Genomic DNA, 26726 nt, shown 5'->3' with positions numbered 1-26726 from the left:
CGGGGAGAGAACGCGGGGAACCAAGGCGGCGATCGAAGGCGAGGAACGAGCTCCGCCCAGGTCCGCATCAGCTCCGCCCCGGCGATTCCGTAGACTCGCCCTCATGCCGCCTGCCGCCCCACGCACCGACGAGGTCGATCGGATCGTCGCCGGCTGGGCCCAGGCCCGGCCCGACCTGGACACCTCGCCCCTCGAGGTCTTCTCCCGCATCTCGCGCCTCGCCCGCCACCTGGAGTCCGCGCGCCGCGCCGCCTTCACCGCGACGGGCCTCGAGGGCTGGGAGTTCGACGTCCTCTCGGCCCTGCGCCGCGCGGGCAACGAGCCCCTGAGCCCCGGCGCCCTCATGCGCCAGACGCTCGTGACCAGCGGAACCATGTCCACACGCCTCGAGAAGCTCGCCTCGCGCGGGCTCGTGCGACGCGAGAAGGATCCGCGGGACGGACGCGCCGTGCGCGTGAGCCTCGAGCCCGCGGGCACCGAGAAGGTCGACGCCGCCATGGAGATCCTCCTGGAGGCCGAGCGCGAGGTGCTCGGCGGCGGGCACGAGGGGCAGCGGGCCGACGGGCACGAGGTCGACGGGCAGCGGGCCGACGGCGAGATGCTCGCCCGGGCGCTGCGCGAGCTGCTGCTGCCCTTCGAGACCGAGAACTGACGCACCAGAACCACCGACGCGAGCCCCTGCCACCGGCACGGGATCGCGGGAACCGACACGGGAGCCCCGACCGCATGGCCCATCTGCTGGGAGCCGAGAAGATCCACGTCGCCCTGCCCGACCGCGTCCTCCTGGACGCCGTCACCCTGGGCATCGAGGACGGCGACCGCATCGGCGTCGTCGGACGCAACGGCGACGGCAAGTCCACGCTGCTGCGCGTGCTCGCGGGGACGCAGACGCCCGACGACGGACGCGTGACCGTGCGCGGCGGTCTGCGCGTGGGCGCGCTGTCCCAGCAGGACGTCGCCGAGATCGGGGAGAGCGTCCGCTCGCGCGTGGTCGGCGACCGTCCCGAGCACGAGTGGGCCTCGGATCCCCGGATCCGCGACGTGCTCTCGGGCCTGCTGGGCGAGCTCGACCTCGACGCGGAGCTCACGAGCCTCTCCGGCGGGCAGCTGCGCCGCGTGCACCTCGCCGAGCTGCTGGTGCGCGACGTGGAGGTGATGCTCCTGGACGAGCCCACGAACCATCTGGACGTCGAGGGCATCTCCTGGCTGGCGGCCCACCTGAAGCGACGCTGGTCCTCGCGCAGCGGCGGCATCGTGGTCGTCACCCACGACCGCTGGTTCCTCGACGAGGTCTGCACCCGCATGTGGGAGGTGCACGACGGCGTGGTCGACCCCTTCGAGGGCGGGTACGCGGCGTACGTGCTGCAGAGGGTGGAGCGCGACCGCCAGGCCGCCGCGATCGAGGCCAAGCGCCAGAACCTCATGCGCAAGGAGCTCGCGTGGCTGCGCCGCGGGGCCCCGGCTCGCACGTCGAAGCCGAAGTTCCGGATCGACGCCGCGAACGAGCTGATCGCCGGCGAGCCGCCCGTGCGCGACACGGTCGAGCTCACGCAGCTGGCGACCTCGCGTCTGGGCCGTGACGTCATCGACCTCGACGACGTGACCGCCGGGTACGAGGGGCGTGCGGTGATCGAGGACGTCACCCTCCACGTGGGGCCGGCGGACAGGATCGGCGTGCTGGGCCCGAACGGCGCCGGCAAGTCGACACTGCTGGCGCTGGTCACCGGGGATCTGGAGCCGATGGCCGGGCGCGTGAAGCGCGGGAAGACCGTCACGGTCCAGCAGGTGACGCAGAAGCTCGAGGGCCTCGCCGATCATCTGGACGAACGGGTCAGCGATGTCGTCGGCCGCTACCGCACCACGTTCCGGGCGGGGAAGGACGAGGTCACACCGGGCCAGCTGCTCGAGCGCCTCGGTTTCACCACCGCCCATCAGAAGGTGCGGGTGGGCTTCCTCTCCGGCGGGCAGCAGCGCCGGTTGGATCTGCTGCTGACGCTGCTGGACGAGCCCAACGTGCTGGTGCTCGACGAGCCGACGAACGACATGGACACCGACATGCTCGCGGCCATGGAGGATCTGCTGGACACGTGGCCCGGTCCGCTGATCGTGGTCTCCCACGACCGGTATCTGCTCGAGCGCGTGACGGACCTCCAGTACGCGGTGCTGGATGGTCACGTGCGGCACCTGCCGGGCGGCGTCGAGCAGTACCTCGCGCTGCGTGCCGATGGAACTGGTGGAGTTGGTGGGGTCGGTGGGGTCGGCGGAGCTGGTGGAGGCGGCGCAGGGGCTTCGTCGGAGGAGCCCGCACAGGCCACCGGTGCTCAGCCGGCGGCGGCTTCCCCCGCCACGGGGCTCTCGGGTCGCGAGCTGCGGGAGGCCCAGAAGGCCCTGTCGGCCGTCGAGAGACGGATGGAGAAGCTGACCCGGCGGGCCGAGGAGCTCACCGCGCAGATGACCTCGCACGATCCGGGTGACGTCTCCGGCCTCCAGGAGCTCGGCGCGACACTCCAGGGCGTCCAGGGCGAGCTCGCCGAGACCGAGGAGCGCTGGCTCGAGCTGTCCGAACAGGTGGGCTGAACACAGGGCTCTCTCCGTGGAGTCGGTGCCGCTGATGCCACCGGTGCCGGCGTTGGACGCGCCCTGGTCGGGTCACTCGTCGAATCCGCGCCCGATCACGGCGTGCCGCACTCCCCCTGCCGGGTTCTGCACGTCGCCGGCGAAGCGCGGGATCAGGTGGAGATGGGCATGCGGGATCGTCTGCCCCGATGGGACCTCGAGGAATACAGACCTCTGGACGTGTTCGCCTGGCGCAGGGTTGGCACGCCACATCCTGTCGATCCCACTCCCAGACGCCGCGCTGCCAGCCAGTTTCAGGGCGTGCCTGTAGAGGGGCACGGTGGTGTGCCCCTCTACAGGCGGGGGTGGTGCTGCTTGCGGGGTTGCTGACCTTGCCGCCTTGCGATGGCGGGCCGGGCCGGTGGCTCAGAAGGGTGGTGGTCCGGGGTCGAACTTCGGAGGGGGATCCTGCCGCTTGCGTGGTCGGCGCATGGTGGCGCTGATCGGGAGGTCACCGTCGTAGTGGAACGTCGGGAGCGGTTGGTACCGGCGCCGGACAGGCTTCTCGACGGGGACTTCTTCCAGGTCGGGGGCCCCAGCTTGGTCCATGTCCACGCGGGGCCACGGGTCCGGTGGCCCGGGCCGGATCGGCCACGGTGAGTCCAGCCGGGAGGGATCGGGAGTCGGTGCCTCTGCACTGGTTCCGGCGTCTGCATCGCGTTGCTGCTCGTAGTCGTCCTGCCTGCGCTCTATCGAGTCCCAGACGGCGTCGAGCTGTGCGACGGCTTGTGGGGTGAGGAGGTCGGTGTCGTCCTCGCGGAATACGCGGAAGCGTTCGTGCATCTCCCACACCGTGCCCGCGGTCCCGGCGGGCGACTCGTCTGCTTCTACGCGGATGGGGTCGAGTCGCCCGGCGGTTTTCATCGCGTGGTGGAACCAGCACAGGAAGTGCAGGTTCTCCACCGCCGTCGAACCACCACAGACGGGATCGGCGTGGTTGTACTCGACGATGTGGTCTGCTTCGGAGGCCACGGAGGCGGTGCGTTCGCATCCGGGGACGCCGCAGGATTGGCCGCGCAAGCGGAGGTGTTCGAGCATCGCCCCGGTCGGCCGGTACTTGTCCGCCGGCCGCGGCAGAAACTCCCCGCTCGAGGGATCGGTGAGGACCCGGAACCACTCCTCGCTCTTCCCGGCGATCTCACGGGCCATCTGCGCGGGAATCGGGGTCCCATCCTCCAGGACGCCCGGGGCGTCGTCGCCACCGACGAGGGTCAGGAAGGGGACGAGGACGTTCAACCGGAACCGGGCCTCGGGCACGGTGATGCCGCCGGTGTCGAGCTGGGCGGCGTGGGCGAGGTGGTAGCGGATCAGGTTCAGCGACAGGGGCATGCCCTCGTTCTCGACCTGCCGGTCCGGATCCAGCGGGATCTCCGTGCCCTCGATCAGGGCGTGGCGCTGGGCGTTCTGGATCGCCCGCGCGGCCTGGTCGAATTTCCCGGCCAATGCTTTGATCTCGGGGGCGGGTCCGATGATCCGCAGAGAGGCGACGCCGTCGAGGGTTCCGGGGTCCAGGACCATCCGGCGGCGGGTCGCGGAGATTTCTTCGGGTTCTTTCGGATGCCGCTGCTGAATCTTCGCCACCAGCAGGTCGAGGCATTTCGTGAACACCCTCGGCATGATCGCCAAACACCACGAGGCGACCGTGACATCCACCAGCACCATCTCCGCCGGCGTGAAATCCGCGGTCCGCCGCAACAGGGTCCGGAACCATTCCGCAGGGAACTCCCCCGCCTCCAATGCCTGAGTGCAGCGCGGCAGGAGATCGACGGCCCGGTGGGCGTCGGTGATGGCTTTGGCGGCCTGCCCGCGGGTGCAGCGCATCGCCACAGCCACCATCAGGTCCTGCTGCTCGACCTCGTAGGGGTCGGCGTCCATGTCCTCACGCCCCGCCCAGAACGGCGCCAACGCCACGAACCGGCGGGAGAGCTCGTAGGACTCGTCGACACCCTCATCCCACAGGGCACGGACCTGCGCGGTCAGCTCCGCATCCGGGCGGGCCTTCACCCTGCGCGCCACCACATCCCGGCACACCGCCTTCTTGGGTTCCTTCACGACGAACAGCGGCTTGACGCCCTCCGGGGGTGCGGCCACGAAGCGAGGCGTGTGGGCGTGCATGTCCTCGCGCTGACGCTCGGTCATCTTCTCCAGATCGTCGAGGATCGTGAACGTCGACTCGATCGCCGGCTCCCCGGGCAGGTCCAGACGCCCCTGCGACTCCGGCTGCTCCACCGCACTCATGACACCCACCCCCTTCCTGGAATCCCGCGAGCTCGTGCAATGCGATAACTCTGATTCGAGAGACCAGAACACAGAATCCTTCGGCCTCACCAATGAAGTCGTCGCCGCTCGCTTTCGATATATCCGATTCTATCCCGTCGCGGCACGGAAAACCAGACCCTCATCGAGAATGTGCATAAACCTGCGGACATTCCTCGCTTCGTCTGCATCCACCCGCCCTCAGTGGATAGCCCCGTGGAAAACACACCATTGTGGAGGACCCGCTCAGCGAATCTCCGCCGGGGACTCGACGCGCTCAGAGACGCGAGGAACGCCGACGTGCCCGTTCCGACCCGCCACGACCTCGCCTCCGCCCTGTCCCCGCGCCGGGGAAGCCTCAACCAGCCCCGTGGCCTCCGGCATCGAGCGTCATCCGGGCGACGTGCAGGGCGAGGTAGGAGACCTCGTCGGCGGAGAGCGCCTCCCCCAGACGGAGCTGGACGATCGTCGCGAGCTGTTCTGCGGTGCGGGTGGCCTCGGGATAGTTCTCGCGGATGCTGAGTCCGATCGTGGACTCCTGCCCGCCCAGCTGGCGTCGGGACTGGATGCGCACGAACAGGTAGCGCACATGGGTGATGAACCGGGCGGCGCTCATCGAGCGGCTGTCCAGGTCCAGGCCGAAGCGCTCGGAGACCACGGCGAGCATCTGCTGGATGACGCCGGTCATCGTGTAGGTGAAGGCGAGGTCGCCGGACGCGAAGCCGGCGTTGACCAGGTGCAGCGCGAGCGCCGTCGCCTCCTCGGGCCCCAGCGCGGGGTCCACGTGCTCGTTGATGGCCGCGAGCAGGCCCCGGGCGCGCTCGTACTCCCGTCCGTACAGGGTCTGGACCTCGGCGCGCAGCGGGTACTCCACGACCTGGCCGCGACGCGCGCGATCCAGTGCCCCCGCGACGTGGTCCGCCACGGCGATCGCGAGGGTCGGCCGGGTGGACTCGCGACCCTCGATGCCCGCGGTGCCCAGCGCGATGACCACGGCCCGCAGCACCTCCTCGTCGATCATCGAGAGGGCCTCGGCGAGGTGGTCGGGGTCGCGGCCGTCGACCGGGACGAAGACGCGCACGATCGCCTCGGCGTCGACCTCGTCGCCGGGACGGGCTCGGAAGCCGAGGCCGCGACCGGTGAGGATGACCTCCTGGCCCTCGCCGTCGCGCGAGAGGACCACGTTGTTGTTCAGGACGCGGAGCACCTTCATCGCGGCTCCTCCCTTCTTCGCCCGTCGTCGATCTCCGACCTCGTCGTCGGCGGCTCGGCTTCCGAGAACTCCTCAGGACGTCTCGGCGACCCCTGACCTTCTCCGGCGCCCTGCGCTCCATCCTGCCTGATGAGCCCGCCCCCTGCGCGGAGAAGAGGCCGACGGCCGCCGACGGCGCGCCCCCATGGGGGACGCGCCGTCGGCCTCTTCGAACCGCCCGACTCAGCGGCGCACGCGCACCACGGTGTCGCCGACGGCGACCTCGCCGTCGGCGACGGGCTCGACGCCCGCGAGGGACGCCGTGTTGGTGATGGTCATCAGCGTGACCGTCGGGTGCCCGGCCGCGCGCACAGCGTCTAGGTCGACGGTGACCAGCAGATCGCCGCGCGCGACCTTCTGGCCCTGCGAGACGGCGACGTCGAAGCCCTCGCCCTGCATCTGGACGGTGTCGATGCCCACGTGGATGAGCACCTCGACGCCGTCGGAGGTGAGCAGGCCGATCGCGTGCCCGGTCTGCGCGACCGAGGCCACCGTGCCGTCGACCGGGGCGAGGATCCGACCGTCGACCGGCTCGATGCCGACGCCCTCGCCGAGAGCACGGGAGGCGAAGACCGGATCCCCTGCCTCGTCGAGGCCGACGACCCTGCCGCCGACGGGAGCCGCGAACTCGCGCAGCGCTCCGCCCGCGGTCGCGGTCGCGGTGGCGGCGCCGGTCACGGCGCCGCCACCGGCGCCGGCACCCGCACCCGCGCCCATCGGCGCGGCCGCAGCGCCGACCTTCTGCTCCGCCCGCTCCTGCGCGCGCTCCTCGGCGCTCGCCTCGACAGCGCCCTCGGCACCGGTCGCGTCGCCGCGGTGGAAGGCCTCGAGCTCGTCGCGCCGGGCGTTGGCCTCGGCGCGCTCGGCCGGGTTCATGTAGTCCGAGAAGTAGACGAGGACCATGGAGATCACGAAGGCCGCGGCGATCGCGATGACGTAGACGCCCATGGGGTCGAAGACCGGGATGGTCAGCAGCGACGTGAAGGCGAAGGCGCTGGTGTCGACGCCGCCCAGCAGGCCCACGATGAGACCGCCCGCGAGGCAGCCCACGAGCATGCGCGGGTAGATGCGCTTGAAGCGCAGGTGGATGCCGTACAGCGAGGGCTCCGAGATGCCGCCGAACAGGCCCGCGAGCAGTGCGCCGGTCGCGGTCTGGCGCATCTCGGTCTCGCGATGGCGCAGGGAGAGCAGCAGCACGCCGGCGGTCGCGCCGAAGCAGGCGAAGTTCCACGTGCCCATGGGGCCCTGGATGAAGTCGTAGCCGAGGGCGTTGATGTTCTGCAGCATGAGCGCGTTCAGCGGCCAGTGCAGGCCCAGCGGGACCAGGAACGGGTAGAGCAGCGGGATGAGGATCGCGAAGACGATCGGCGCGTGCGAGTTCAGCCAGGAGAGGCCGATGCCCAGGCCGTTGCCGGCCCAGATGCCGATCGGGCCCAGGACGAAGGCGGTCACGGGGATCATGATGAGCATGGCGAAGAACGGCACGAAGACGAGCTGCACGTTCTGCGGGAACACCTTCTGCAGGCCCTTGTAGAGCAGGGCGAGCAGGGCGACCATGATCAGCGGCACGAACACCTGGCCGCCGTAGTCGTTGAGCTGCATGGGCAGGCCGAACACGCTCGCCACGCACTGCTGGGTGCCGAGAGTCGCGTTGGTGGTGCAGGTGACGCCGGGGATCCCGGAGTCCGCGTTGAGCATCCCGGTGAAGTTCGGGGTCATCACGGCGGCCATCACCGCGGCGCCGACCCACGGATCGATCGCGAGCTTCTTCGCCGCGTTGTAGGCGACCATGACCGGCAGGAAGTACAGGACCGAGCGCCACATGGCGTCGACGAAGACCCAGGTCGCGGACTTGTCCTCGGCGCGGAAGTCGACGACCCCGAGGGCGTCGAGCACCGAGGCGATCGCGATGATGAGGGAGGCTCCGAGCAGCACGCCCATGAGCGGCCGGAAGGAGTCCGAGAGGTACTCGAAGAAGCTGTCGAGCCAGGCGAAGCGGCCGCGGCTCTTCGCGCGGATCGCGGCCTTGACCTCGGCGTCGGAGCGGGGACGTCCCGAGGTGCTGCTCATCACCGGCAGGTTCATGATCTCGGAGTAGACGCCGGCGACGGCGCCGCCGATGACGACCTGGAAGCGGTCGCCGGACTGCGGGACCGTGCCCATCACGCCGGGCAGGCCGTCCAGGGACCCCCGGTCGACCTGCTGGCCGTCGCGGAGCTGGAAGCGCAGCCGCGTCGCGCAGTGCGTGAGGCTCTCGATGTTCTCGGGGCCGCCCACGCCGCGGACGATGTCCTCCGCGATCGTGCCGGTCCCGCTGGGGTGTGTGCTCATGGCTGCGTCCTCGCATCCTCGGGGTGCTGCATTCGGGCATGAAAAAAGACCCGGGATGCGCCCCTGCGGGGTGCGTCCCAGGTCTTGCCTCCCCGTTCCCGGGAGCCTCGGGCCGACGGCCGCGGGCTCCCCGCGGGGAGTCACAATCCTGCGAACGAGATCGTTCGGCGAGGACTATAGCACCCCGGCCGCGCGGCGGCTCACGACGCCTGCGACGCCTGGACCCAGGCGAGGTGCTCCTCGTCGATGTCGCCGGTGACGTAGCGGCCGTCGAAGCAGCACATGTCCAGGTCGGTGAGCTCGGAGCCCTCGACGATCGCGGCGCGCAGGTCCTCGACCTCCTGGTAGACGAGGTGGTCGGCGCCCAGCACCTCGGCGATCTCGGGGATCGTGCGCCCGTGGGCCACGAGCTCCTCGCGCGAGGGCATGTTGATCCCGTACACGTGGGGGTGGCGGATCGGGGGCGCGGCGGAGGCGAACGTGACGGAGGCGGCGCCCGCGCGGCGGGCCATCTCGATGATCTGCTGGCTGGTGGTGCCGCGCACGATCGAGTCGTCGATGAGCAGCACGTGCTTGCCGCGGAACTCGAGGGACATCGCGTTGAGCTTCTGGCGCACGCTGCGTCGGCGCACGGCCTGACCGGGCATGATGAAGGTGCGGCCGACGTAGTGGTTCTTGTAGAAGCCCTCGCGGTACTCAATGCCGAGCCGGCGGGCGACCTCCATCGCGGCGGGCCGCGAGGAGTCCGGGATCGGCATCACCACGTCGATCTCCTCGACGGGCACGTGGGCGGCGATCGTGGCGGCGAGCCTCTCCCCCATCCGCAGGCGCGACTCGTAGACGCTCACGCCGTTCATCACGGAGTCCGGACGGGCGAGGTAGACGTACTCGAAGGCGCACGGGGTGAAGGCGGCGGGGGATGCGCCCTCGGCGGCCGCGCACTGGCGCATGAACAGGGCTCCGTCGTGGCGGATGAAGACGGCCTCGCCGGGCTCCACGTCGCGGACGATCTCGTACCCGCCGTTCTCCAGGACCAGGGACTCGCTGGCCACGGCCCACTCGTCGTGCTGCTCGCCGGTCGCTCCCGGGCGCCGCCCCAGGATCAGCGGGCGGATGCCGTGGGGATCGCGGAAGGCGAGCAGGCCGTGGCCGGCGATCACGGAGATCACGGCGTAGGCGCCGCGGATGCGGGCGTGGGTGCGGCCGACGGCCTCGAAGATCGCCTCGGGCTCGAGGAGCTCGGAGGACGTGGTCTCCTGCAGCTCCCCGGCCAGGACGTTCACGAGCAGCTCGGTGTCGCTCGTGGAGTTCACGTGGCGGCGGTCGTGCCGGGCCATCTCCTCGGTGAGCTCACGGGTGTTGGTGAGGTTCCCGTTGTGGATGAGGACGATCCCGTAGGGCGCGTTGACGTAGAAGGGCTGCGCCTCCTCCTCGCGGGAGGCCTCGCCCTTGGTCGCGTAGCGCACGTGCCCCAGGCCCGTCCCGCCGCGCAGCGCGCGCATGTCCCGCGTGCGGAAGGCCTCGCGGACCATGCCCTGGCCCTTGGCGATGTGCATCATCCCGTTCGCCTCGGCGGTCGCGATCCCGGTCGCGTCCTGCCCGCGATGCTGCAGCAGCAGGAGGGCGTCGTAGATGTCCTGGTTGACCGGCCCGTTGCCGACCATGCCGACGATTCCGCACATGGGGTCGCGTCCCGCTCCGTCCGAACCTTGCGCCCGCCCCTGCGGCGGACGGCACCGAGCTCACGCTACAGGCGACGCGCCGAGGAGGCCGCGCGGTCTCACGCCCGCGGCGCAGCCTCCCCGCCCCCGGCGCCGGCCCGCGCGACGGCGAGGAAGTCCTCGATCGCGAGCGTCTCCCCGCGGCGGGTGGGATCGATCCCGGCCGACGCGATGATCTCTCCCGCGCGGGCCGAGCTCCCGGCCCAGCCCGCAAGAGCCGCCCGCAGCATCTTGCGGCGCTGGGCGAAGGCCGCGTCGATCACGCGGAAGGTCAGGGCGCGCTCGTCCTCGGTGCCGAGCGGCTCGGCGCGCCGGGTGAGCAGCACGAGCGCGGAGTCGACGTTCGGGACGGGCCAGAACACGCGCCGGGAGATCCGGCCCGCGTGCTCCCGCTCCCCGTACCAGGCGGCCTTCGCGCTCGGGGCGCCGTAGACGCGCGAGCCGGGCTCGGCGGCCAGACGGTCGACGACCTCGGACTGCACCATGACCAGGCAGCGCTCGATGCCCGGGAAGCGCTCGAGGACGGTCAGCAGGATCGGGGTGGCGACGTTGTAGGGGAGGTTCGCGACCAGGGCAGTCGGCTCCCCCGCGTCCGGCAGCGCGGGCAGCTCGGTGACGGCGAGCGCGTCGGCGTGGACCAGGCGGAAGCGGTCCTGGTCGACGCCGCGGCCGGCGAGCGTGCGCGGCAGCAGCTCGGCCAGGCCCCGGTCGAGCTCGATCGCGGCGACGTCGGCCCCCGCCTCGAGCAGTCCCAGGGTGAGGGACCCGAGTCCCGGACCGACCTCGAGGACCGCCTCCCCCGTGCGCACCCCGGCGCGCTCGACGATGACGCGGACCGTGTTGGGGTCCACCACGAAGTTCTGGCCGCGCTGCTTGCTGGGGCTCACGCCCGCGCCCTCGGCGAGCGCACGGATGTCGCGTCCGCTGAGCAGGATCGAGCCGCTCTCCCCCGTGCCCGCGTCCCCGCTCATGCCGCCGGCCATCCGTAGACCTCCCGCGTGGTGGCGGCGATCCGCTCGCAGGCGGCGCCGAGGTCGGTGCCGGTGACCTCGGCGATCGTCGCCATCGTGTGCGGGATCAGGTACGAGGAGTTCGGGCGCCCGCGGTAGGGCACGGGGGTGAGGAAGGGGGCGTCGGTCTCGACCATCACGCGGCCCAGGCCCACGTCGGCCAGGGCGTCGCGCAGGTTCTGGGCGTTCTTGAACGTGACGTTGCCGGCGAAGGAGAGGTAGAAGCCGCGAGCGACGCACTCGCGCGCGAACTCGACGTCGCCGGAGAAGCAGTGCAGCACGGTGCGCTCGGGCGCGCCGTCGGCGTCGAGGACCTCCAGGACGTCGGCGTGGGCGTCGCGGTCGTGGATCTGCATCGGCAGGCCCGTCTCCTTGGCCAGCGCGATGTGATGGCGGAAGGCGTCGATCTGCGCGGAGCGCGCCTGCTCGTCCTTCCTCGAGGTGCGGAACCAGTCCAGCCCCGTCTCGCCGACGACGACCATCCCCGGGCCGCGCACCAGGGAGTCGATCTCCGCGAGCGCCTCGTCCAGGCCGATGAGCTCCCGGCCCTCGTGGTCGTGGCCGCGGGCGTGCAGGGCGGCCTCGTTGGGGTGGACGGCGACGCCGCCGCGCAGGCTGGGAGGGCAGTCCTCGGCGCCCACGAGGCGCGCGGTCCACAGGGCCGCCTCGCGGTCCGAGCCGATGGTGATCTGCGCGGTGATGCCGGCCTCCGCCGCGCGGGCGACGTGCTCGGAGATGCTCAGCCCCTCCTCGCCGTCGGCGAAGTCGAGGTGGCAGTGATTGTCGATCACCGGTGCCGGCAGAGCCTCCGGGACCGGCGGCCAGGAGCGGTCGCGCGAGGAGCGCCGGGGATCGAGGTCCTCCCGGTGGTGCACGGGCGCGGCGGGGTCGGGCGCTGCGGACCCTGCTGCGCGCGGGTCCTCGGGGGCGTTCGGCATGGGAACATCGTAGGCGGGAGCCCGCGCGCGCCCGACGGAGCCCGCCGACGCCGACGGCGGGGCCGGTGGTGCATCTCACCTGCCCTCCCCGGGCCGCGGCCAGGGGAATGTGGCAGAATGATCGACCGTTGCGTGTCCTTCCGCGCGCCCGGCGACCCCGGGTCGCCTCAGTCCTCCGGGACGGGCCAGCCCGCTGGGCGGACACCCTCGCCGACCATCATCCAGGACCGTCAAGGAGCGTTCCCATGGCAGTGCCCAAGTTCAAGATGTCCCGGGCTCGCACCCACTCGCGTCGATCGCAGTGGAAGGCCCAGAACGCCGACCTCGTGCAGGTGACGGTCCGCGGTCGCACCGCGTCCGTGCCGCGCCGTCTGGCGAAGGCCTACCAGCGCGGCCTCATCGAGATCGACGACTGATCTCCCGCAGCAGATACCCACGAGAGGGCCCCGACCGTTCGGTCGGGGCCCTCTCGCATGTCCGGGGCGCTGCTGCGGGGCACAGTTCCGCTGCGCCGCACGCGCTCAGCCGCGCCGCTTCTGCGCCCCGTCGTAGAGCTCGCGGGCGCCCACGCCCGTGGCGCTGCGGGCGACGGCCTTGGCGGCGTCCTTCATCCGCTCGCCCGCCTCGGTGCGGCGCAGCACCTCCGCCACGAGGTCCTCCGGGTCGGCCTCGACGGTGTCCGCGCCCGCGACGACGATCGCGACCTCTCCCAGCGCCTCGTGCGCGGCGGTGTGCGCGGCGAGCTCGGCGAGGGTGCCGCGCAGCACCTCCTCGTGGGTCTTGGTGAGCTCGCGGGCCAGCACGGCGCGGCGCGCGGGCCCGAAGCCGTCGCGCATCGCGGCGAGCGCGGAGGCCGTGCGGCGCGGGGACTCGAAGAAGACGAGGGTGCGGCGGGCGTCGGCGAGCTGGGCGAAGAGGTTCTCGCGCTGCCCGGGACCGCGCGGCACGAAGCCCTCGAAGGAGAAGCGGTCCGGTGCCAGCCCGGAGACGGCGAGCGCGGTGAGGACGGCCGACGGGCCGGGGAGGATCTGCACCGGAAGATCTGCGTCGGCCGCGGCGCGCACCGCGCGGTAGCCGGGGTCGGAGACCACGGGCATGCCGGCGTCGGTCACCAGCAGCACGCGCTGCCCCTCGCGCAGGGCGTCGAGCAGCCAGGGGGTCCGCTCGTCCTCGTTGTGCTCGTGGTACGAGATGACCCGGCCGGTCGGCTCGACCTCGAGCTCGCGGGTCAGGCGCCGCAGCCGCCGCGTGTCCTCCGCGGCGATGAGATCCGCCTCGCCCAGGGCCCGCACCAGGCGCACCGAGGCGTCCAGCGGGTTGCCGATCGGGGTGGCGGCCAGGACCAGGACTCCGGGGACGAGCATGCGCCCCATGATAGGGCGGGCGGACGGGGCCGACGGTCGCCCCGCCCCGGCCCCGTCGACCGAGGATCCGCAGGTGGCATGCCCTAGCATGACCGCGTGCAGCAGACCACGCCAGCGGACGAGGCCGAGGGGCCGGAGGACCCCCGGAGCCCCGGAGCCGAGCCCGATCACGCGGATCCGCACCGGCACCTGCGCGACGCCCGGGAGGACGCCGTCGAGGCCGAGAGCGAGGGCGCGCTCCTGGCGACGCTGCGCACGCGCCTGCACTGCATGGACCTCCCCGGACGCACGAAGCCCTGGCTCGGGGCGCTGCTCGTGTGCGCCCTCGCCCTGGTGCTGCGGCTCTATCACCTGGGCTCGATCCACGAGCTGATCTTCGACGAGACCTACTACGTCAAGGACGGCTGGACGATCGTCCACCACGGCGTCGAGATGAGCTGGCCCGACGACCCCGACCCCGCCTTCACCTCCGGCGACGTGAACTCCTCCGAGGACAGCGGCGAGTACGTCGTGCATCCCCCGATCGGCAAGTGGGTGATCGGCCTGGGGATGCTCGCCCTCGGCGGGGACTCCGCATGGGGCTGGCGGATCTCCGTCGCGCTGCTGGGGGCGCTCTCGGTGCTCATGCTCGCGCGGATCGGGCGGCGCCTCTTCCGCTCCACGGGCATCGGCCTGATCGCGGGCCTGCTGCTCGCGGTCGACGGCCTGCACCTGGTCATGTCCCGCACATCGCTGCTGGACCTCGTGCTCATGTTCTTCGCCCTCGCCGCCTTCGGGGCCCTGCTCATCGACCGCGACCGCTTCCGCGAGGGCCTCGCGCGATCGGTCGCCGCGGCCCGCGCCCGCGGCGAGGAGCTCCCGCTGCTGGGCTATCGGGCCGGATTCCGGCCCTGGCGACTGAGCGCCGGCGTGCTGCTCGGGCTCGCCTGCTCGGTGAAGTGGTCGGGCATCTACTTCCTCGCGGTCTTCGGCATCATGACCGTGCTGTGGGACTGGTGGGCCCGGCGCCGGGTGGGCGAACGGCGCTGGTGGGAGAACGGCCTGTTCCGCGACGCGGTCCCCGCGTTCGTCGCGATGGTCGGCACCTCGCTCGTGGTCTACGTGGCCTCGTGGTCCGGCTGGTTCGCGTCCTCGAAGGGCTACATGCGCCACTGGGCCGAGGAGAACGGACACGCGGGCGGGAACCCCGTGCTCAATGCCCTGCGCTCCCTGTGGCACTACCACGCGCAGGCCTACGACTTCCACATCCATCTGGACTCCCCGCACCCCTACCAGGCGAACCCGCTGGGCTGGCTCCTGCAGATACGGCCCACGAACTTCTACTACCGCTCCTACGACTACGGGGAGATGGGCTGCGAGGTCGAGAAGTGCGCCTCGCAGGTGCTCTCCGTCGGCAATCCCCTGATCTGGTGGTTCGGCGCGCTCAGCATCCTGATCGTGCTCGTGGTCGCGATCTGGAAGCGGGACGGCCGGGCGTGGGCGGCGCTGACGGGCATCATCGGCGGCTACCTGCCGTGGCTGATGTACATGGACCGCACGATCTTCACCTTCTACTCCGTGGTCTACGAGCCCTGGATGATCCTGTGCCTCGCGTACGTGATCGGCCTTCTCGTCGGCCCGCGGTCGGCCGACGGCGAGCGCCGGCTCGCGGGGACCCTGCTCGCCGGCAGCCTGCTCACGCTGATCGTGCTGGTCTCCGCGTTCTTCTGGCCGATCTGGACGGGCCAGGTGATCGACGTCGACCAGTGGGAGTGGAGGATGTGGCTGCCCAGCTGGACCTGATCGGAGCCGCGCGGACCTGAAGGCGCCGCACGTGGCCGACGCCACTAGCATGTGGCCATGTCCCTGGATCCCGGAGCACTGCGCTCCCTCGCCCGCGACCTCGGCGTCAGCACGGACTTCTGGGGGTGGGACGGCACCCGCAAGCAGGTGGCCGACACGACCCTGGTGCGCGTGCTGGCCGCCCTCGGCCACGAGGTCGCCGACGACGCCGACGTGCGCCGCATCCGCGCCGATCGCGCCCGCGCCGCCTGGGCGGCGACGCTGCCCCGCGTGGTCGTCCTGCGCGAGGACCGCGAGGAGTCGCTGGCCGTGCACGTCGTGGACGGCACCCCCGTCGACGTCGAGGCGATCCTCGAGGACGGCTCCCGTCGGCCGCTGACGCAGGTCGAGGACTTCACCGCTCCCTACGACCTCGACGGGACCCGGCGGGGCCAGGCCTCGTTCCGGATCCCGCGCGGCCTGCCCCTGGGGTGGCACACGATCCGCGCGCACACGAGCGAGGGCGAGCGCGAGTGCCCGCTCGTGGTGACCCCGGCGCGCATCACCGTGCAGGACGGGCTCGGCGATCGCCGGGCCATGGGTGTGCAGGCGCAGCTGTACTCGGTGCGCTCGCCCCGATCCTGGGGCATCGGCGACCTGGCCGACGCCCGCGACCTCGCCGCGATCCTGGGTGTGCGCCACGGCGCCGACTTCCTGCTCATCAACCCGCTGCACGCCTCCCGGCCCCTGCCGCCGATGCTGCCCTCCCCCTACCTGCCGGTGACCCGCCGCTTCACGAGCGCCCTGTACGTGCGCCCCGAGGACGTCCCCGAGTTCCGGGACCTGCCGGAGCACGCCCGTCAGCGGATCGCCGCGCTGCGCGGCGAGGTCTCGCCCGCGAACACGCGGGCCGATCGCCTCGAGCGCGACCCCGTGCTCGCCTCGAAGATGGAGGCGCTAGAGGAGATCTTCGCCGCGCCCCGCACCCCCGCGCGCCAGGCCCTGTTCGACGCCTATCGGGCGCGCGAGGGCCGGGGCCTCGAGGACTTCGCCCTCTGGTGCGCACTGGACGAGCACCGCGAGGAGCTCCCCGACCGGACGCGGGAGGAGCTCGCCTCGCCCGACTCCCCCGCCGCGCAGCAGGCGCGGACCGAGCTCGCGGACCGCATCACCTTCCACGCCTGGGTGCAGTGGGTGCTCGACGAGCAGCTCGCGGCCGCCCAGGCGGGAGCGCGCGAGGGCGGCATGCGGATCGGGCTCATGCACGACCTGGCCGTGGGCGTCACCGAGGTGGGCGCGGACGCCTGGCGGCTCGGGGACGTCCTCGCGCGGGGCGTGGGCGTGGGCGCGCCCGCCGACCAGTACAACCAGCAGGGGCAGAACTGGCATCAGCCGCCCTGGCATCCGGAGGCCCTCGCGGCGGCCGGGTACCGGCCCTGGCGCGACCAGCTGCGCACGCTGCTGCGCCATGCGGGCGCCCTGCGGATCGACCACGTGCTGGGCCTGTTCCGCCTCTGGTGGATCCCCGACGGCTCCCCCGCCTCCGAGGGCACCTACGTCACCTACGACCACGAGGCGATGATCGGCATCCTCGCCCTCGAGGCGCAGCGCGCCGGCGCGATCGTCGTGGGCGAGGACCTGGGGACCTTCGAGCCGTGGGTGCGCGACTACCTCACCGAGCGCGGGATCCTGGGCACCTCGATCCTGTGGTTCGAGAACGACGCCGCGGGGAACCCGCTGCCGCCCGAGGACTACCGCCGCCTGTGCCTGGCCTCGGTGAACACGCACGACCTGCCGCCGACGGCCGGATACCTCGCCGGCGACCACGTGCGCCTGCGCCACGAGCTCGGACTGCTCGAGCGGGACCTCGACGAGGAGATCGCCGTGGACGCCGCCGCCCAGGCGAAGGTGCTGGACGCGGTCCGCGCACGCGGCCTCCTCGACGAGGACGCGGATCCTCGCGAGGACGTGGAGGCGACCGTCATCGCCCTGCACCGCTATCTCGCCATGACCCCGTCACTGCTGGTGGGCGTGTCCCTCGTGGACTGCGTGGGCGAGCGGCGGATCCAGAACCAGCCGGGCACGGACTCGGAGTACCCGAACTGGCGCGTGCCGCTGGCCGATCAGGACGGCGAGGTCGTCACCGTCGACGACATCGCCACCAGCACTCGGACGGCGCGGCTGCTCGCCGCGGTGCGGGAGGCGATGGACGCGACCTGAGTCAGGCGCCGACGTCCTCCCACTCGTCGCGGCGGGCGAGGAAGGCCTGGGCGGCGTCCTTCGCACCGGTGAGGGTGTGGTGTGCGCCCCAGCCGCACTGGACCTCGTTCGCGGCGGGGACCTCGTCGGCCTGCAGCAGATCGTGGAGGGTGGCCTCGAGGACCGGGGCGAAGTCGGCGACCTCGTGCTCTCCGGAGAGCAGCGCGTAGAAGCCCGTGCGGCAGCCCATCGGGGAGACGTCGATGACGTCGCCGGTGTGGTTGCGCATGTGCTCGGCCATCAGGTGCTCGAGCGAGTGGACGACCTCGGAGTCGAGGTGGGCGACGTTGGGCTGGGTGAAGCGCACGTCGAACTTCGTGAGCACGTCGCCGTGGGGCAGCGTCTTGCGGTCGGCGATGCGGATGTAGGGGGCATGCACGGCGCGGTGGTCGAGGTTGAAGCTCTCGACGTTCATGCGGGGCGACTCGGTCACGGCGTTCTCCTCGGGTGCGACGGCGTTGCTACGACCCTAACGCCGCGCCCGGCAGCGCGCACGGGGCGTCCGGCGTGGTCAGACCGCTGCGGGCCTCAGCGCGAGGAGCGGGCGGTGCGTCCGCGCACGGCGCCCACGAACTCCTGGCGCACGGCGTCGTCGGCGGCCCTCGGCCAGGCCAGGGCGATCCGGGTGGCGGGCGCATCCGCGAGCGGCCGGTGCACGACGTCCTTGCGGTGGTGCAGCCGCGCGAGGGACATGGGCAGCAGGGCGTGGCCGACCCCGGTGGCGACCACGGCGACCCGGTCCGCGGCGTCGTCGGGGTGCGCGGAGGGGATCTCCGGGTCCTCGGCGAGGTCGGCGACGGTGAGCTCCTCGTGCAGGGAGAGGATGTTCTCGCTGCCGACGACGACCATCGGGCGCTCCTGCCAGAGCTCGACGAGATGCAGCTCCCCTGGTCCGCCCGCCGTGTCCTCCCCGTCGGCCTCCAGCGGCAGGCGCACGAAGCACATGTCGACCTCTCCCGCCCGGAGCACGTCGGCCTGACGGGAGTGCGGGACGGGGACCAGCTCGAGCCGGGCGGGACGCTGCCCGCTGCGCCAGCGCCGCGCGAACCGGTCGGGCTCGACGCCCGGGATGAACCCGACGCGCAGCACCGGGAGCTCGGCGGGCGTCGTCCGCTCGGTGGTGGCGGCGCGTCCCGGGGCGCTGCGTTCCGCGGCACTGCGTCCCGAGGCGGCGCGTCCAGTGCGTCGCGAGGAGGCGGCGGTGCGGCCGGAGCGCGCGGCAGAGGGGCGGGGCCGACGGTTCATGCGCTCAGACTACGGCCGGTTCCACCTCTCACCGCGCGGCGATGCCGTCGAGCAGGACGTCGATCATGCGCGAGGCGTCGGCGTCCGTGCCGTCGGCGGGACCCGCGTCGCTGAGCCGGCCGAGCGCGGGGATCAGGTCCTCGGCGCGGATGTCACGGCGCATGGTCCCGTCGGCCGCTCCGAGATCCAGGATGCGCTGGACCTGGGGTGCCAGCACCCCGAGGAACTGCGCGGGCAGGGGCGCGTAGGCGGGGTCGCCCGAATGCAGGGCGGTCGCGAAGCCCCGCTTCGTCGCCAGGAAGCGCGCCAGGCTGCGCGTCCACAGTCGCAGCGCCTCGCGCGGAGGATGCTCGTCGGCCAGGGCCCGCGCGTCCTGGGCCGTGGCCTCGAGCTCGTGCCGGAACACCGCGATGATGAGGTCGGAGCGCAGCGGATAGCTGCGGTAGACCGTGCCGACGCCGACCCCGGCGCGCGCGGCGATCTCGCGCATCGGGGCGTCGACCCCGGACTCCGCGAACACCTGCTTCGCCGCTTCGCGCACCGCCTCGGCATTGCGCACGGCATCCGCGCGCCGACGCCGCGGGGCTCCTTCGCTCTCCGGGCTCTCGGGGCTCTCCGGCCTCTCCTGGCTCACGCGCACCCTCTCTCGGATCGGACGCGGGCGCAGGGTCCCGCGGCAGGACGTTGACAAACCGGAACGACGTTCCGCATAGTTGTGGACGCAGGTTCCGTTTCTTCGGTCAGCCTACCCGGGATCGACCCGGGCACGGCCTCGCCCCAGGAGGACTCAGATGAAGCACCGCTCGCTCGGCCGCACAGGGATCCAGGTCTCGCCCTTCGCCCTCGGCGCCATGATGTTCAGCTCGTTCGGCAACGGCGACCAGCAGGAGGTGGATGCGATGGTGGGGCGCGCGCTGGACGCGGGCATCAACCTCGTCGACACCGCCGATGCCTACGGCGAGTCCGAGGAGATGCTCGGGCGCGCGCTGCGCGGCCGCCGCGACGAGGTGGTCCTCGCCTCGAAGTTCGGGCTCCCGCTCGACGAGGACCCCAACCACCGCGGCGGGTCCCGCCGCTGGATCATGACGGCGATCGAGAACTCGCTGCGCCGCCTGGGGACGGACCATCTCGACCTGCTGCAGATGCACCGCCCCGACCCGACCACCGACATCCAGGAGACCCTCTCCGCGCTCACCGATCTGGTGCGCAGCGGGAAGGTGCGGGCGATCGGCACCTCCGACATGCCGGCGTCCGAGATCATCGAGGCGCAGTGGGTGGCCCGCGACCGCGGGCTCGAGCGCTTCCGCACCGAGCAGCCCCACTACTCGCTCCTGGACCGCACCGTGGAGCGCGAGGTGCTCCCCGTCGCCGAGCGATACGGCATGGGCACGATCATCTGGAGCCCCCTGGCCAGCGGCATGCTCACCGGCAGGGTGCGGCGGGGGCAACAGAGCGACCTGCGCCGCACGCAGATGTTCGCGGCGCTCCGGGACCCGCGTCGCATCGACGCCGTGGAGGATCTGCTCGCCCTCGCGCAGGACTCCGGGCTCACGCTGACGCACATGGCGCTCGCCTTCGTGATCGCCCACCCGGGCGTCAGCGCCGCGATCATCGGTCCCCGCACCATGGAGCACCTCGAGGACTCGCTCGCCGCCGCGGAGGTCGAGCTGACGGACGACGTCCTGGACCGCATCGACGAGATCGTCGCGCCCGGCACGGGCGTGGGACGCATGGACCAGGAGTACAGCACTCCCCCGATCCTGGATCCGACGCTGCGTCGCCGCTCGGCCGGGAGCCGCGCCGCCGCCTGAGCCGCACCGCGCACTCCCCTCCCCGGATCGCCCCCTTGATCGGATCCGGTCGGCCCGGCCCGGCTCGGCTCGGCTCGGCTCGGGCTGACCGTCCGACCATTGCCGGGCATACCGGGGAGGGGTATCGTGCGATGCCGGGCCGAAGGACGTGCGGCCGACGGGGAGGAGCGCCATGAACGGGTACAGCGAGGACAAGGCGGCTCTCGAGCGCCGCATGAAGCGCATCGAGGGCCAGGTGCGCGGCGTCGCCAAGATGATCGAGGACGACCGCTACTGCATCGACGTGCTCACCCAGATCTCCGCCGTCAGCCGGGCGCTCGAGAACGTCGCCCTCGAGCTGCTGGACGACCACCTGGGCCACTGCGTCGCGGACGCCGTCAAGGGCGGCGGCGCGAACGCGGAGGAGAAGATCGACGAGGCCACCGAGGCGATCCGTCGTCTCGTGCGGTCCTGATCCTCTCCCCCGCGACGCGCGTCAGGCGGTCGCCCGGCCGGGACCGGAGGCCGGGCCGGGTCTGCCCGTCCCCGTGACGTCGTCGATCGTCGAGAGCGGGCCGCCCACCCGGTACTGCGCACCGCGATGGTTCGCGGGCAGTCGGTCTCCCGCGCCGAGCAGCTTGTGGCGCAGCGTCCCCGGCGCGTACTCCTGCGGGTAGACCCCTCGGCGCTGCAGCTCCGGCACCACCAGGTCCACGACGTCCTCGAAGGTCCCCGGCGTGGTCGCATAGGCGAGGTTGAAGCCGTCCACGTCGGTCTCCTCGACGATGTCCTGCAGCGTGTCGGCGATCTCCGAGGGAGAGCCGACGAAGACCTGCCCCAGCCCGCCGATGCCGCCGAGCCGCACGATGTCGCGCACGGTCCAGGTCTCCCCGCGCTCGTTGTCGCCCTGGAAGGCGGCGAGCGCGGACTGGATGGCGTTGGACTGCACGTCGCCCAGCGGCGCGTCCAGGTCGTAGCCGGCGAGATCGACACCGAGCCAGCCGGAGAAGAACACCTCGGTGCCCTCGACGCTCGCGTACGACAGCAGATCCGCGTGCTTCGCGCGCGCCCCGGCCGCCGTCTCGTCGGTGATGATCGTGCTGAGCAGGTAGATCTTGGCGTCGTAGGGCCCACGGCCGGCGTCCACGAGCGCCTTCCGGATGCGCTGGACGGTGCTGCGGGCGACCTCCTTGGTGGGGCCGCCGATGAAGATCGCCTCGGCGTTCTCGGCCGCGAAGCGCACACCGCGCGGGGAGGCTCCGGCCTGGAAGACCACCGGGGTGCGCTGTGGCGAGGGCTCCGAGAGGTGGATGCCGGGGACGTCGAAGAAGGTGCCGTGGTGCCCGATGTGGTGCACCTTCTCCGGGATCGTGAACACACCGGACTCGGCATCGCGGACCACGGCGTCGTCCTCCCACGACCCCTCGAGGAGCTTATAGATCACCTCGAGGTACTCGTCGGCGTGGTCGTAGCGCGCGTCGTGCTCGACCAGATCGTGCTGGCCCAGGTTCCTCGCCGCCGAGGGCAGGTAGCCGGTGACGACGTTCCATCCCACCCGGCCCTTGGTGAGGTGGTCGAGGGTCGACAGGCGCCGCGCGAAGGGCACAGGGTGCTCGAAGGCGGTGCCCGCAGTGATCCCGAAGCCCACGTGCTCCGTGACGGCCGCGCCGACCGCGGCGAGCTGCACCGGATCGTTCACGGGCACCTGCGCGCCCTGGCGGATCGCGGCCAGGTCGTTGCCGTCGAAGACGTCGTACGTGCCCAGCACGTCGGCGATGAACACGGCGTCGAAGAGTCCGCGCTCGGCGATCCGCGCGATGTCCTGCCAGTACTCGATGTCCTTGTAGCGCCAGGACTGGTCCCCGGGACAGCGCCAGAGCCCCGGCGACTGGTGGGCGACGCAGTTCATGTCGAAGGCGTTGAAGCGGATCTGCTTGCTCATGCGCGGGCGACCGCCTCTCGGGTCTCGACGGGGCGAAGCACCGGATCGGGCTCGGCCCTCGTCCCCTCTCCGCCTGCCGGGGCGTCCGTGCCGACGCCCCAGAGACGGACGGGGTCAGCGCCGTTGACCAGGTGGTCGCCGATGATGCGCTGCTTGTAGATCACCGGGTTGTGGGAGGAGACCGTGCGGGTGTTGCGCCAGTGGCGGTCGAGGCCCAGGTCGGTGCTCGTGCCGGAGGCGCCGAGGGCGTTGAAGAGCCGGGTGACGGCCTCGGGGACGAGCTCGGCGAGCACGACCTGGCCCTCGGCGGTGGCGAGCTCGGCCTCGGCGAGGGCCTCCCGCTGCGCCTCGGAGCCGCGCTCGGGCTCGAGGTCGGAGGCGCGCTGGAGCGATTCGGCGGCGCGGTCGACGACGGCTTCGGCGGCGAAGGCCGCGGAGCGGACCTGTCCGATGACAGCGAGGATCTGGCCGTCGTCCCGCGCCCGGGAGGCGAGGCCGTGGCTGTAGACGCGGGTGCGGGCGCGGACGGCGTCGGCCGCGTCCTTGGCGGCCCGGCGTGCGATGCCCGCCTGCACCACGAGGAGGACGAGCTGGTAGAGCGCCGTCTGGTAGCTGAAGCGGTCCGTGAGGACGATGACGTTCTCGGGGTCGACGGGGACGTCGTCGAACACGATCGTGCCGGTCCCGGTGAGCTGTTGACCGAAGCCGTTCCAGTCGTCGCTCACGCTCACGCCGGGGTCGTCCGTGGGCACGAGCACGGCGACGGTCTCGCCGGAGTCGTCGGCCGCGGTGGCATCGGTCCACTGGGCGAAGATGCTGCCGGTCGTGTAGTACTTCCGGCCGCGCAGACGCAGGCCCTGCGACGTGGACACCAGGCGTGTCGAGGGGCTCGCGGTCGTGGAGCCCGAGGCCTCGCTCCAGGAGTTGCCGACGATCTCGCCGTCCACGAAGCGGCGCAGCCAGGCTTCGCGGGAGTCCTCGCTCGTGTGGACGCGGTCCTCCACGATCGCGAACTGGCCGCGGAAGATCTGCGGCAGGCTCGAGTCCGCCGCGGCGGCGTCCACCCAGATGCGGGCGGCCTGCGGGATGCTCAGGCCCGCGCCGCCGTCGGCGATCGGGACGCGCAGCGCGCCTAAGCCCAGGGCCGCGAGCTCGGCGACCTCCTCGCGCGGCAGCCGGTGCTCGCGCTCGCGCTCCACGGCGCCCGGGGCGATCCGCGCGAAGACCTCGCGGAACCTCCGTGCGATCTTCTCTGCGTCTTTCGGTGAGGTCACGGCGGCGGCACCTTCCGGCTCGGGAGTCGTTCGTCCGGTCACGGCTTCACGGCCGCGACCTGTGCCGAACGTATGCGGCGCCCCGCGCTGCACGGAAGGGCCTCGTCACATGCGGAAATCCGGGTTCGCGCAGGTGCGCGGAACGACGCTCAGCAGAGCCCGCTGCGCCGTGGCGCGACGGCACATGAGCCGCCCGGTGCCGGCTCCCACAGCTCGATGCGATTCCCCTCGAGGTCTCGCACCCAACCGAAGCGGCCCACGCTCTCCATCTCCTGCACCTCGTCCTCGACCATCGCCCCGGTCATCCGGAGCCGCGCGCGCAGCGCATCCAGATCGTCGACGCGCAGGTTGAGCATGGCCGTCTGCCCGGAGTCCCCGAAGTAATCGGTGTCCTGGGGGAAGGCGGCGAAGACCGTCGGCCCCGCCTGCTGGTGCCACAGTCCGTTCTCGTCGATGTCGAGTCCCAGCACGTCGCGGTACCAGGTGGTGAGCGCCTGCGGATCCGAGGCGCGCAGGAAGCATCCGCCGATGCCGAGCACGTGTCCCATGGCGGCGAGTGTAGGCGGAGGCCGCGTGCAGGCGGAGCGCGACCCGTGCCGTCTCGCGCCCGCCGTCAGTCCAGCTCGACGGGCTCGATGAGCGAGGGATCGGTGCGGTCGATCTTCTGGACGCTGTTGACCTGGCGGTCCACGGGATGGGTGACCAGGGTCGTGGCGATCTCGTCGGAGGCCTCGCCGAGCTCGTGCTGCAGCGCGTTCTTCTCCTCGCCCTCGAGCTTGTCGGGTGCGAGCCAGCGCCCGAGCATGTCCTCCGGGAGGTACGCGGGCATGCGGTCGTGCACGTCACCTGCGGCGTCCTTCGCCTCGCGGGTGATGATCGTGAAGGAGACCTGCCAGGACTCGCCGTCCTTGCGCGCGGAGGCGAGACCGGCCGCGTGCAGCAGATCACCGTGCTCGGCGTGCACGTAGAAGGGCTGCTTGGCACCGTCGGCCTGCTCGACCCACTCGTAGTAGCCGTTCATCGGGACCACCACGCGGGCGCTCGCGAAGGGACCGCGGAACATGCCGTTGGTGGTCACGGTCTCCAAGCGCGCGTTGATCGGGCGGGGCCCCTTGTCCTTCGCCCAGGAGGGATGCAGGCCCCAGCGTGCGGGCTCGAGGGTGCGGCGCAGCTCGCCGTCCTCGTCATAGTGCTCGCGGACGACGGGCGCGAGGGTCGACGGGGCGATCGAGTAGGCCGGCGACCAGTCCGGGCCGTCCTGGTCCGCCTTGGTGGCGACGTAGGCGCGCAGCAGCCCTGCCTCGTCGAAGTCGAGCACGAACCGTCCGCACATGAGGGCCTCCTCGTCAGGTGTCCATGATGGTAGCCGGGGGCGACCGGCGTGCCGCCCGGGCGTAGCATCTGGACCCGACGGCCCGATATGTGCCGAGAACGAGGATCCCCATGCCTCCTCAGCCCCCGCCCTCCCGAGAGCTCCGCCGCCGAGGCATCCTCCGCGGCGCGGCGTGGACTGCCCCGCTGGTCCTCGTGTCCACCGCAGCCCCTGCCATCGCCGCCTCGGAACCCGGGCCGGCGCCGAATGACGAGGCCAATTACTACTGGAACGTCGCGGCGAACGCGCACTTCATCACCGTCGCCGCCGCAGAGAGCCATCTGCAGTTCCAGGTCTCCGCCCAGGTCAGCTACCGGGCGGATCCCTGGGTCCCGCCACCGGACGGGGCCACACTGCAGATCGTCATCGACCTCTCCCAGCCGGCCCAGCTGAGCTCGGTCGGTGCGGGCTGGGTCGCATCCCCGGCCACGGGCACCACCGCCTCGACGTTCACGTTCTCGCTCACGCCGGCCTCCCAGGGAGGCGGACTCTCCGCGACCTTCTTCGGCACCGAGGCCGGGGAGCTGACCGCCCACGGCACCATGAGCGTGCTCGAGCCCGGCGAGGCGACCTGGGCGCAGGAGCCCGCGATCGACAGCGGGACCCTCAAGGACTGAGTGCCCGTCCACGAACGGCGGAAGGCCGCTCATCCTGATGATGAGGAGCCTTCCGGTGATGCCGTGGAGCTTAGGGGAATCGAACCCCTGAGCTTTTCATTGCGAACAAAGGGGTTCGGCACACTGGGAGACACGGAATCGGTCTCCTGCCTGAACGGATGGTCGTCAGTCGCGTGCCGGGCGGAGGCCAGACATGGGCAGTTAAACAGGCATCCGAGTGGCAGGCGCCATGGCACACAAGCGACGCACGCAGTACGGAATGGGATTCGTGAGCCAAAGCAAGGACCGCAAGTGGGCCGGTGCAATCAACGCTGGCTTCACCTCGAAGGGCAAGCGTCGAATGCGCCCAGTCGTCCTCTCGAGCGAGGCCGAGGCGAAGAACGCGCTCAGGCTCCTCGTTCGAGAGATCTAGGACAACGGGGCGGGCCCGGACATGCCCGCACAACCTTCAAGCACTGGTGCACCCAGTACCTTTCGATACGCCACGACAAGGCGAGTTCGGCGGCTGACGCGTACGACAAGTCCGCAGTGAACCACTGGATCATCCCGACGCTTGGGAAGCACTACGTCGCGGACCTCTCCCCGCCGACCTCCGCAAGATCGACAACGCCGTCCGCGAAGCCGGCAAGTCGATCGCGACATCGAAGCGGGCACGCGACCTCCTCACCCTCGCCCTCAAGGCCGCGATCCTCGAGGTACACACCGTGCAGCAGCGCGTCCTCATGGTCGAGTCACCCCGCCGGCGGGCCCTACTAGGTCCACCAAGGTCGGCACGCGACCGCGACAATGCTCCTCGCGCTCGGCATCGACACGCAGATCACCATCGCGATCTTCGGCCGCAGCAGCGTGCTCAGCACGAGGAAGCACCAACACGCCGATCCGCAAATGATGTTCAAGGCCCTCGAGGGCGTCGCGCGGCAGCTCGAACTCGCCGCATGACCACGCCCCCCCCCCCCCCGACTCCGCTCGGAGCCGGGG

23 protein-coding genes are annotated in these 26726 nt (G+C 71.7%); 9 read left to right on the top strand and 14 right to left on the bottom strand.

What is annotated here, in order from left to right:
• The first annotated feature begins 103 nt into the window (after positions 1–103).
• Entirely contained in the window at positions 104–652 is a 549-nt protein-coding gene (locus tag MHY49_RS07205; protein ID WP_239203370.1) for a MarR family winged helix-turn-helix transcriptional regulator, read from the top strand.
• Between the two features lie 74 nt (positions 653–726).
• Positions 727–2577 (top strand): ABC-F family ATP-binding cassette domain-containing protein, encoded by a 1851-nt coding sequence (locus tag MHY49_RS07200; protein ID WP_239203369.1) that lies wholly within the window; start codon positions 727–729, stop codon positions 2575–2577.
• A gap of 405 nt (positions 2578–2982) precedes the next feature.
• Here the strand turns inward: MHY49_RS07200 and MHY49_RS07195 are convergent, their stop codons facing one another.
• The 6 genes from MHY49_RS07195 to MHY49_RS07170 form a co-directional block, all read right to left on the bottom strand.
• Positions 2983–4944, bottom strand: coding sequence for an HNH endonuclease signature motif containing protein (locus MHY49_RS07195; protein ID WP_239203378.1), 1962 nt, complete (start codon positions 4942–4944; stop codon positions 2983–2985).
• Between the two features lie 286 nt (positions 4945–5230).
• Entirely contained in the window at positions 5231–6085 is an 855-nt protein-coding gene (locus tag MHY49_RS07190) for a PRD domain-containing protein (RefSeq protein ID WP_239203368.1), read from the bottom strand.
• A gap of 222 nt (positions 6086–6307) precedes the next feature.
• Positions 6308–8455 carry a glucose PTS transporter subunit IIA gene (locus MHY49_RS07185; RefSeq protein ID WP_239203367.1) on the bottom strand — a complete coding sequence of 716 codons (2148 nt, stop codon included), beginning with the start codon at positions 8453–8455 and terminating at the stop codon, positions 6308–6310.
• A 200-nt stretch (positions 8456–8655) separates the two neighbouring features.
• The gene (gene purF, locus MHY49_RS07180; protein ID WP_239203366.1) at positions 8656–10137 is read right to left on the bottom strand and encodes an amidophosphoribosyltransferase; all 1482 of its coding nucleotides are present in this window, start codon (positions 10135–10137) and stop codon (positions 8656–8658) included.
• Positions 10138–10235: 98 nt separating this feature from the next.
• Positions 10236–11147, bottom strand: coding sequence for a 16S rRNA (adenine(1518)-N(6)/adenine(1519)-N(6))-dimethyltransferase RsmA (gene rsmA, locus MHY49_RS07175; protein ID WP_239203365.1), 912 nt, complete (start codon positions 11145–11147; stop codon positions 10236–10238).
• Positions 11144–12124, bottom strand: coding sequence for a TatD family hydrolase (locus MHY49_RS07170; RefSeq protein ID WP_239203364.1), 981 nt, complete (start codon positions 12122–12124; stop codon positions 11144–11146). The genes rsmA and MHY49_RS07170 overlap by 4 nt, the downstream gene beginning before the upstream one ends.
• A gap of 245 nt (positions 12125–12369) precedes the next feature.
• Between MHY49_RS07170 and rpmF the strand changes: the two genes are divergently transcribed.
• A complete protein-coding gene (rpmF, locus tag MHY49_RS07165; RefSeq protein ID WP_152353254.1) occupies positions 12370–12540 on the top strand; it encodes a 50S ribosomal protein L32 in 171 nt (56 codons plus the stop codon).
• Positions 12541–12645: 105 nt separating this feature from the next.
• Here rpmF and rsmI read toward each other — a convergent pair whose 3' ends face one another.
• Positions 12646–13488 carry a 16S rRNA (cytidine(1402)-2'-O)-methyltransferase gene (rsmI, locus tag MHY49_RS07160; RefSeq protein ID WP_239203363.1) on the bottom strand — a complete coding sequence of 281 codons (843 nt, stop codon included), beginning with the start codon at positions 13486–13488 and terminating at the stop codon, positions 12646–12648.
• Positions 13489–13584: 96 nt separating this feature from the next.
• On the opposite strand from rsmI, the gene MHY49_RS07155 reads away from it, so the two are divergent.
• A complete protein-coding gene (locus MHY49_RS07155) occupies positions 13585–15270 on the top strand; it encodes a phospholipid carrier-dependent glycosyltransferase (RefSeq protein ID WP_239203362.1) in 1686 nt (561 codons plus the stop codon).
• 57 nt (positions 15271–15327) lie between these two features.
• On the top strand, positions 15328–17469 hold the full coding sequence (gene malQ, locus MHY49_RS07150; RefSeq protein ID WP_239203361.1) for a 4-alpha-glucanotransferase: 2142 nt from the start codon (positions 15328–15330) through the stop codon (positions 17467–17469).
• Position 17470: 1 nt separating this feature from the next.
• Here the strand turns inward: malQ and MHY49_RS07145 are convergent, their stop codons facing one another.
• The 3 genes from MHY49_RS07145 to MHY49_RS07135 all read right to left on the bottom strand — a co-directional run bounded on the left by MHY49_RS07145 (position 17471) and on the right by MHY49_RS07135 (position 19387).
• Positions 17471–17941 carry an S-ribosylhomocysteine lyase gene (locus tag MHY49_RS07145; RefSeq protein WP_239203360.1) on the bottom strand — a complete coding sequence of 157 codons (471 nt, stop codon included), beginning with the start codon at positions 17939–17941 and terminating at the stop codon, positions 17471–17473.
• Between the two features lie 95 nt (positions 17942–18036).
• A complete protein-coding gene (locus MHY49_RS07140; RefSeq protein WP_239203359.1) occupies positions 18037–18753 on the bottom strand; it encodes a LysR family transcriptional regulator in 717 nt (238 codons plus the stop codon).
• A gap of 28 nt (positions 18754–18781) precedes the next feature.
• Complete coding sequence (locus MHY49_RS07135; protein WP_239203358.1) at positions 18782–19387, bottom strand: TetR/AcrR family transcriptional regulator; 606 nt, start codon at positions 19385–19387, stop codon at positions 18782–18784.
• A 157-nt stretch (positions 19388–19544) separates the two neighbouring features.
• Between MHY49_RS07135 and MHY49_RS07130 the strand changes: the two genes are divergently transcribed.
• Together MHY49_RS07130 and MHY49_RS07125 are read left to right on the top strand one after the other, a co-directional pair.
• Positions 19545–20564 (top strand): aldo/keto reductase, encoded by a 1020-nt coding sequence (locus tag MHY49_RS07130; RefSeq protein WP_239203357.1) that lies wholly within the window; start codon positions 19545–19547, stop codon positions 20562–20564.
• A 172-nt stretch (positions 20565–20736) separates the two neighbouring features.
• On the top strand, positions 20737–21018 hold the full coding sequence (locus MHY49_RS07125) for a metal-sensitive transcriptional regulator (RefSeq protein WP_200503839.1): 282 nt from the start codon (positions 20737–20739) through the stop codon (positions 21016–21018).
• Between the two features lie 21 nt (positions 21019–21039).
• Here the strand turns inward: MHY49_RS07125 and MHY49_RS07120 are convergent, their stop codons facing one another.
• From MHY49_RS07120 to MHY49_RS07105, 4 genes are all read right to left on the bottom strand, one after another.
• Positions 21040–22485 (bottom strand): LLM class flavin-dependent oxidoreductase, encoded by a 1446-nt coding sequence (locus MHY49_RS07120; RefSeq protein ID WP_239203356.1) that lies wholly within the window; start codon positions 22483–22485, stop codon positions 21040–21042.
• Positions 22482–23759, bottom strand: a complete 1278-nt coding sequence (locus tag MHY49_RS07115; RefSeq protein WP_239203355.1) for an acyl-CoA dehydrogenase family protein — start codon at positions 23757–23759, stop codon at positions 22482–22484. The genes MHY49_RS07120 and MHY49_RS07115 overlap by 4 nt, the downstream gene beginning before the upstream one ends.
• 149 nt (positions 23760–23908) lie before the next feature.
• Positions 23909–24307 carry a VOC family protein gene (locus MHY49_RS07110; protein ID WP_239203354.1) on the bottom strand — a complete coding sequence of 133 codons (399 nt, stop codon included), beginning with the start codon at positions 24305–24307 and terminating at the stop codon, positions 23909–23911.
• A gap of 65 nt (positions 24308–24372) precedes the next feature.
• Entirely contained in the window at positions 24373–25092 is a 720-nt protein-coding gene (locus MHY49_RS07105) for an SOS response-associated peptidase (protein WP_239203353.1), read from the bottom strand.
• 194 nt (positions 25093–25286) lie between these two features.
• On the opposite strand from MHY49_RS07105, the gene MHY49_RS07100 reads away from it, so the two are divergent.
• Complete coding sequence (locus tag MHY49_RS07100; protein ID WP_239203352.1) at positions 25287–25748, top strand: hypothetical protein; 462 nt, start codon at positions 25287–25289, stop codon at positions 25746–25748.
• Between the two features lie 786 nt (positions 25749–26534).
• Positions 26535–26687, top strand: a complete 153-nt coding sequence (locus MHY49_RS07095; RefSeq protein WP_239203351.1) for a hypothetical protein — start codon at positions 26535–26537, stop codon at positions 26685–26687.
• The last annotated feature ends 39 nt before the right edge of the window (positions 26688–26726 follow it).

The sequence above is a fragment of the Brachybacterium sp. ACRRE genome, assembly GCF_022346485.1.
GTDB lineage: Bacteria > Actinomycetota > Actinomycetes > Actinomycetales > Dermabacteraceae > Brachybacterium > Brachybacterium halotolerans.
The sequence above is the reverse complement of the archived record's forward strand: the minus strand, read 5'-3'. Positions and strand labels throughout refer to the sequence as shown.

Excerpts from the sequence above, each read along its gene's own strand:
- MHY49_RS07205 (WP_239203370.1), top strand. The coding sequence starts at position 104 with ATGCCGCCTGCCGCCCCACGCACCGACGAGGTCGATCGGATCGTCGCC.
- MHY49_RS07110 (WP_239203354.1), bottom strand. The coding sequence starts at position 24,307 with ATGGGACACGTGCTCGGCATCGGCGGATGCTTCCTGCGCGCCTCGGAT.
- MHY49_RS07140 (WP_239203359.1), bottom strand. The coding sequence starts at position 18,753 with ATGAACCGTCGGCCCCGCCCCTCTGCCGCGCGCTCCGGCCGCACCGCC.
- malQ (WP_239203361.1), top strand. The coding sequence starts at position 15,328 with ATGTCCCTGGATCCCGGAGCACTGCGCTCCCTCGCCCGCGACCTCGGC.
- MHY49_RS07170 (WP_239203364.1), bottom strand. The coding sequence starts at position 12,124 with ATGCCGAACGCCCCCGAGGACCCGCGCGCAGCAGGGTCCGCAGCGCCC.
- MHY49_RS07125 (WP_200503839.1), top strand. The coding sequence starts at position 20,737 with ATGAACGGGTACAGCGAGGACAAGGCGGCTCTCGAGCGCCGCATGAAG.
- MHY49_RS07185 (WP_239203367.1), bottom strand. The coding sequence starts at position 8,455 with ATGAGCACACACCCCAGCGGGACCGGCACGATCGCGGAGGACATCGTC.
- MHY49_RS07200 (WP_239203369.1), top strand. The coding sequence starts at position 727 with ATGGCCCATCTGCTGGGAGCCGAGAAGATCCACGTCGCCCTGCCCGAC.
- MHY49_RS07120 (WP_239203356.1), bottom strand. The coding sequence starts at position 22,485 with ATGAGCAAGCAGATCCGCTTCAACGCCTTCGACATGAACTGCGTCGCC.
- purF (WP_239203366.1), bottom strand. The coding sequence starts at position 10,137 with ATGTGCGGAATCGTCGGCATGGTCGGCAACGGGCCGGTCAACCAGGAC.
- MHY49_RS07130 (WP_239203357.1), top strand. The coding sequence starts at position 19,545 with ATGAAGCACCGCTCGCTCGGCCGCACAGGGATCCAGGTCTCGCCCTTC.
- rsmI (WP_239203363.1), bottom strand. The coding sequence starts at position 13,488 with ATGCTCGTCCCCGGAGTCCTGGTCCTGGCCGCCACCCCGATCGGCAAC.
- MHY49_RS07105 (WP_239203353.1), bottom strand. The coding sequence starts at position 25,092 with ATGTGCGGACGGTTCGTGCTCGACTTCGACGAGGCAGGGCTGCTGCGC.
- rpmF (WP_152353254.1), top strand. The coding sequence starts at position 12,370 with ATGGCAGTGCCCAAGTTCAAGATGTCCCGGGCTCGCACCCACTCGCGT.
- rsmA (WP_239203365.1), bottom strand. The coding sequence starts at position 11,147 with ATGAGCGGGGACGCGGGCACGGGGGAGAGCGGCTCGATCCTGCTCAGC.
- MHY49_RS07190 (WP_239203368.1), bottom strand. The coding sequence starts at position 6,085 with ATGAAGGTGCTCCGCGTCCTGAACAACAACGTGGTCCTCTCGCGCGAC.
- MHY49_RS07095 (WP_239203351.1), top strand. The coding sequence starts at position 26,535 with ATGCTCCTCGCGCTCGGCATCGACACGCAGATCACCATCGCGATCTTC.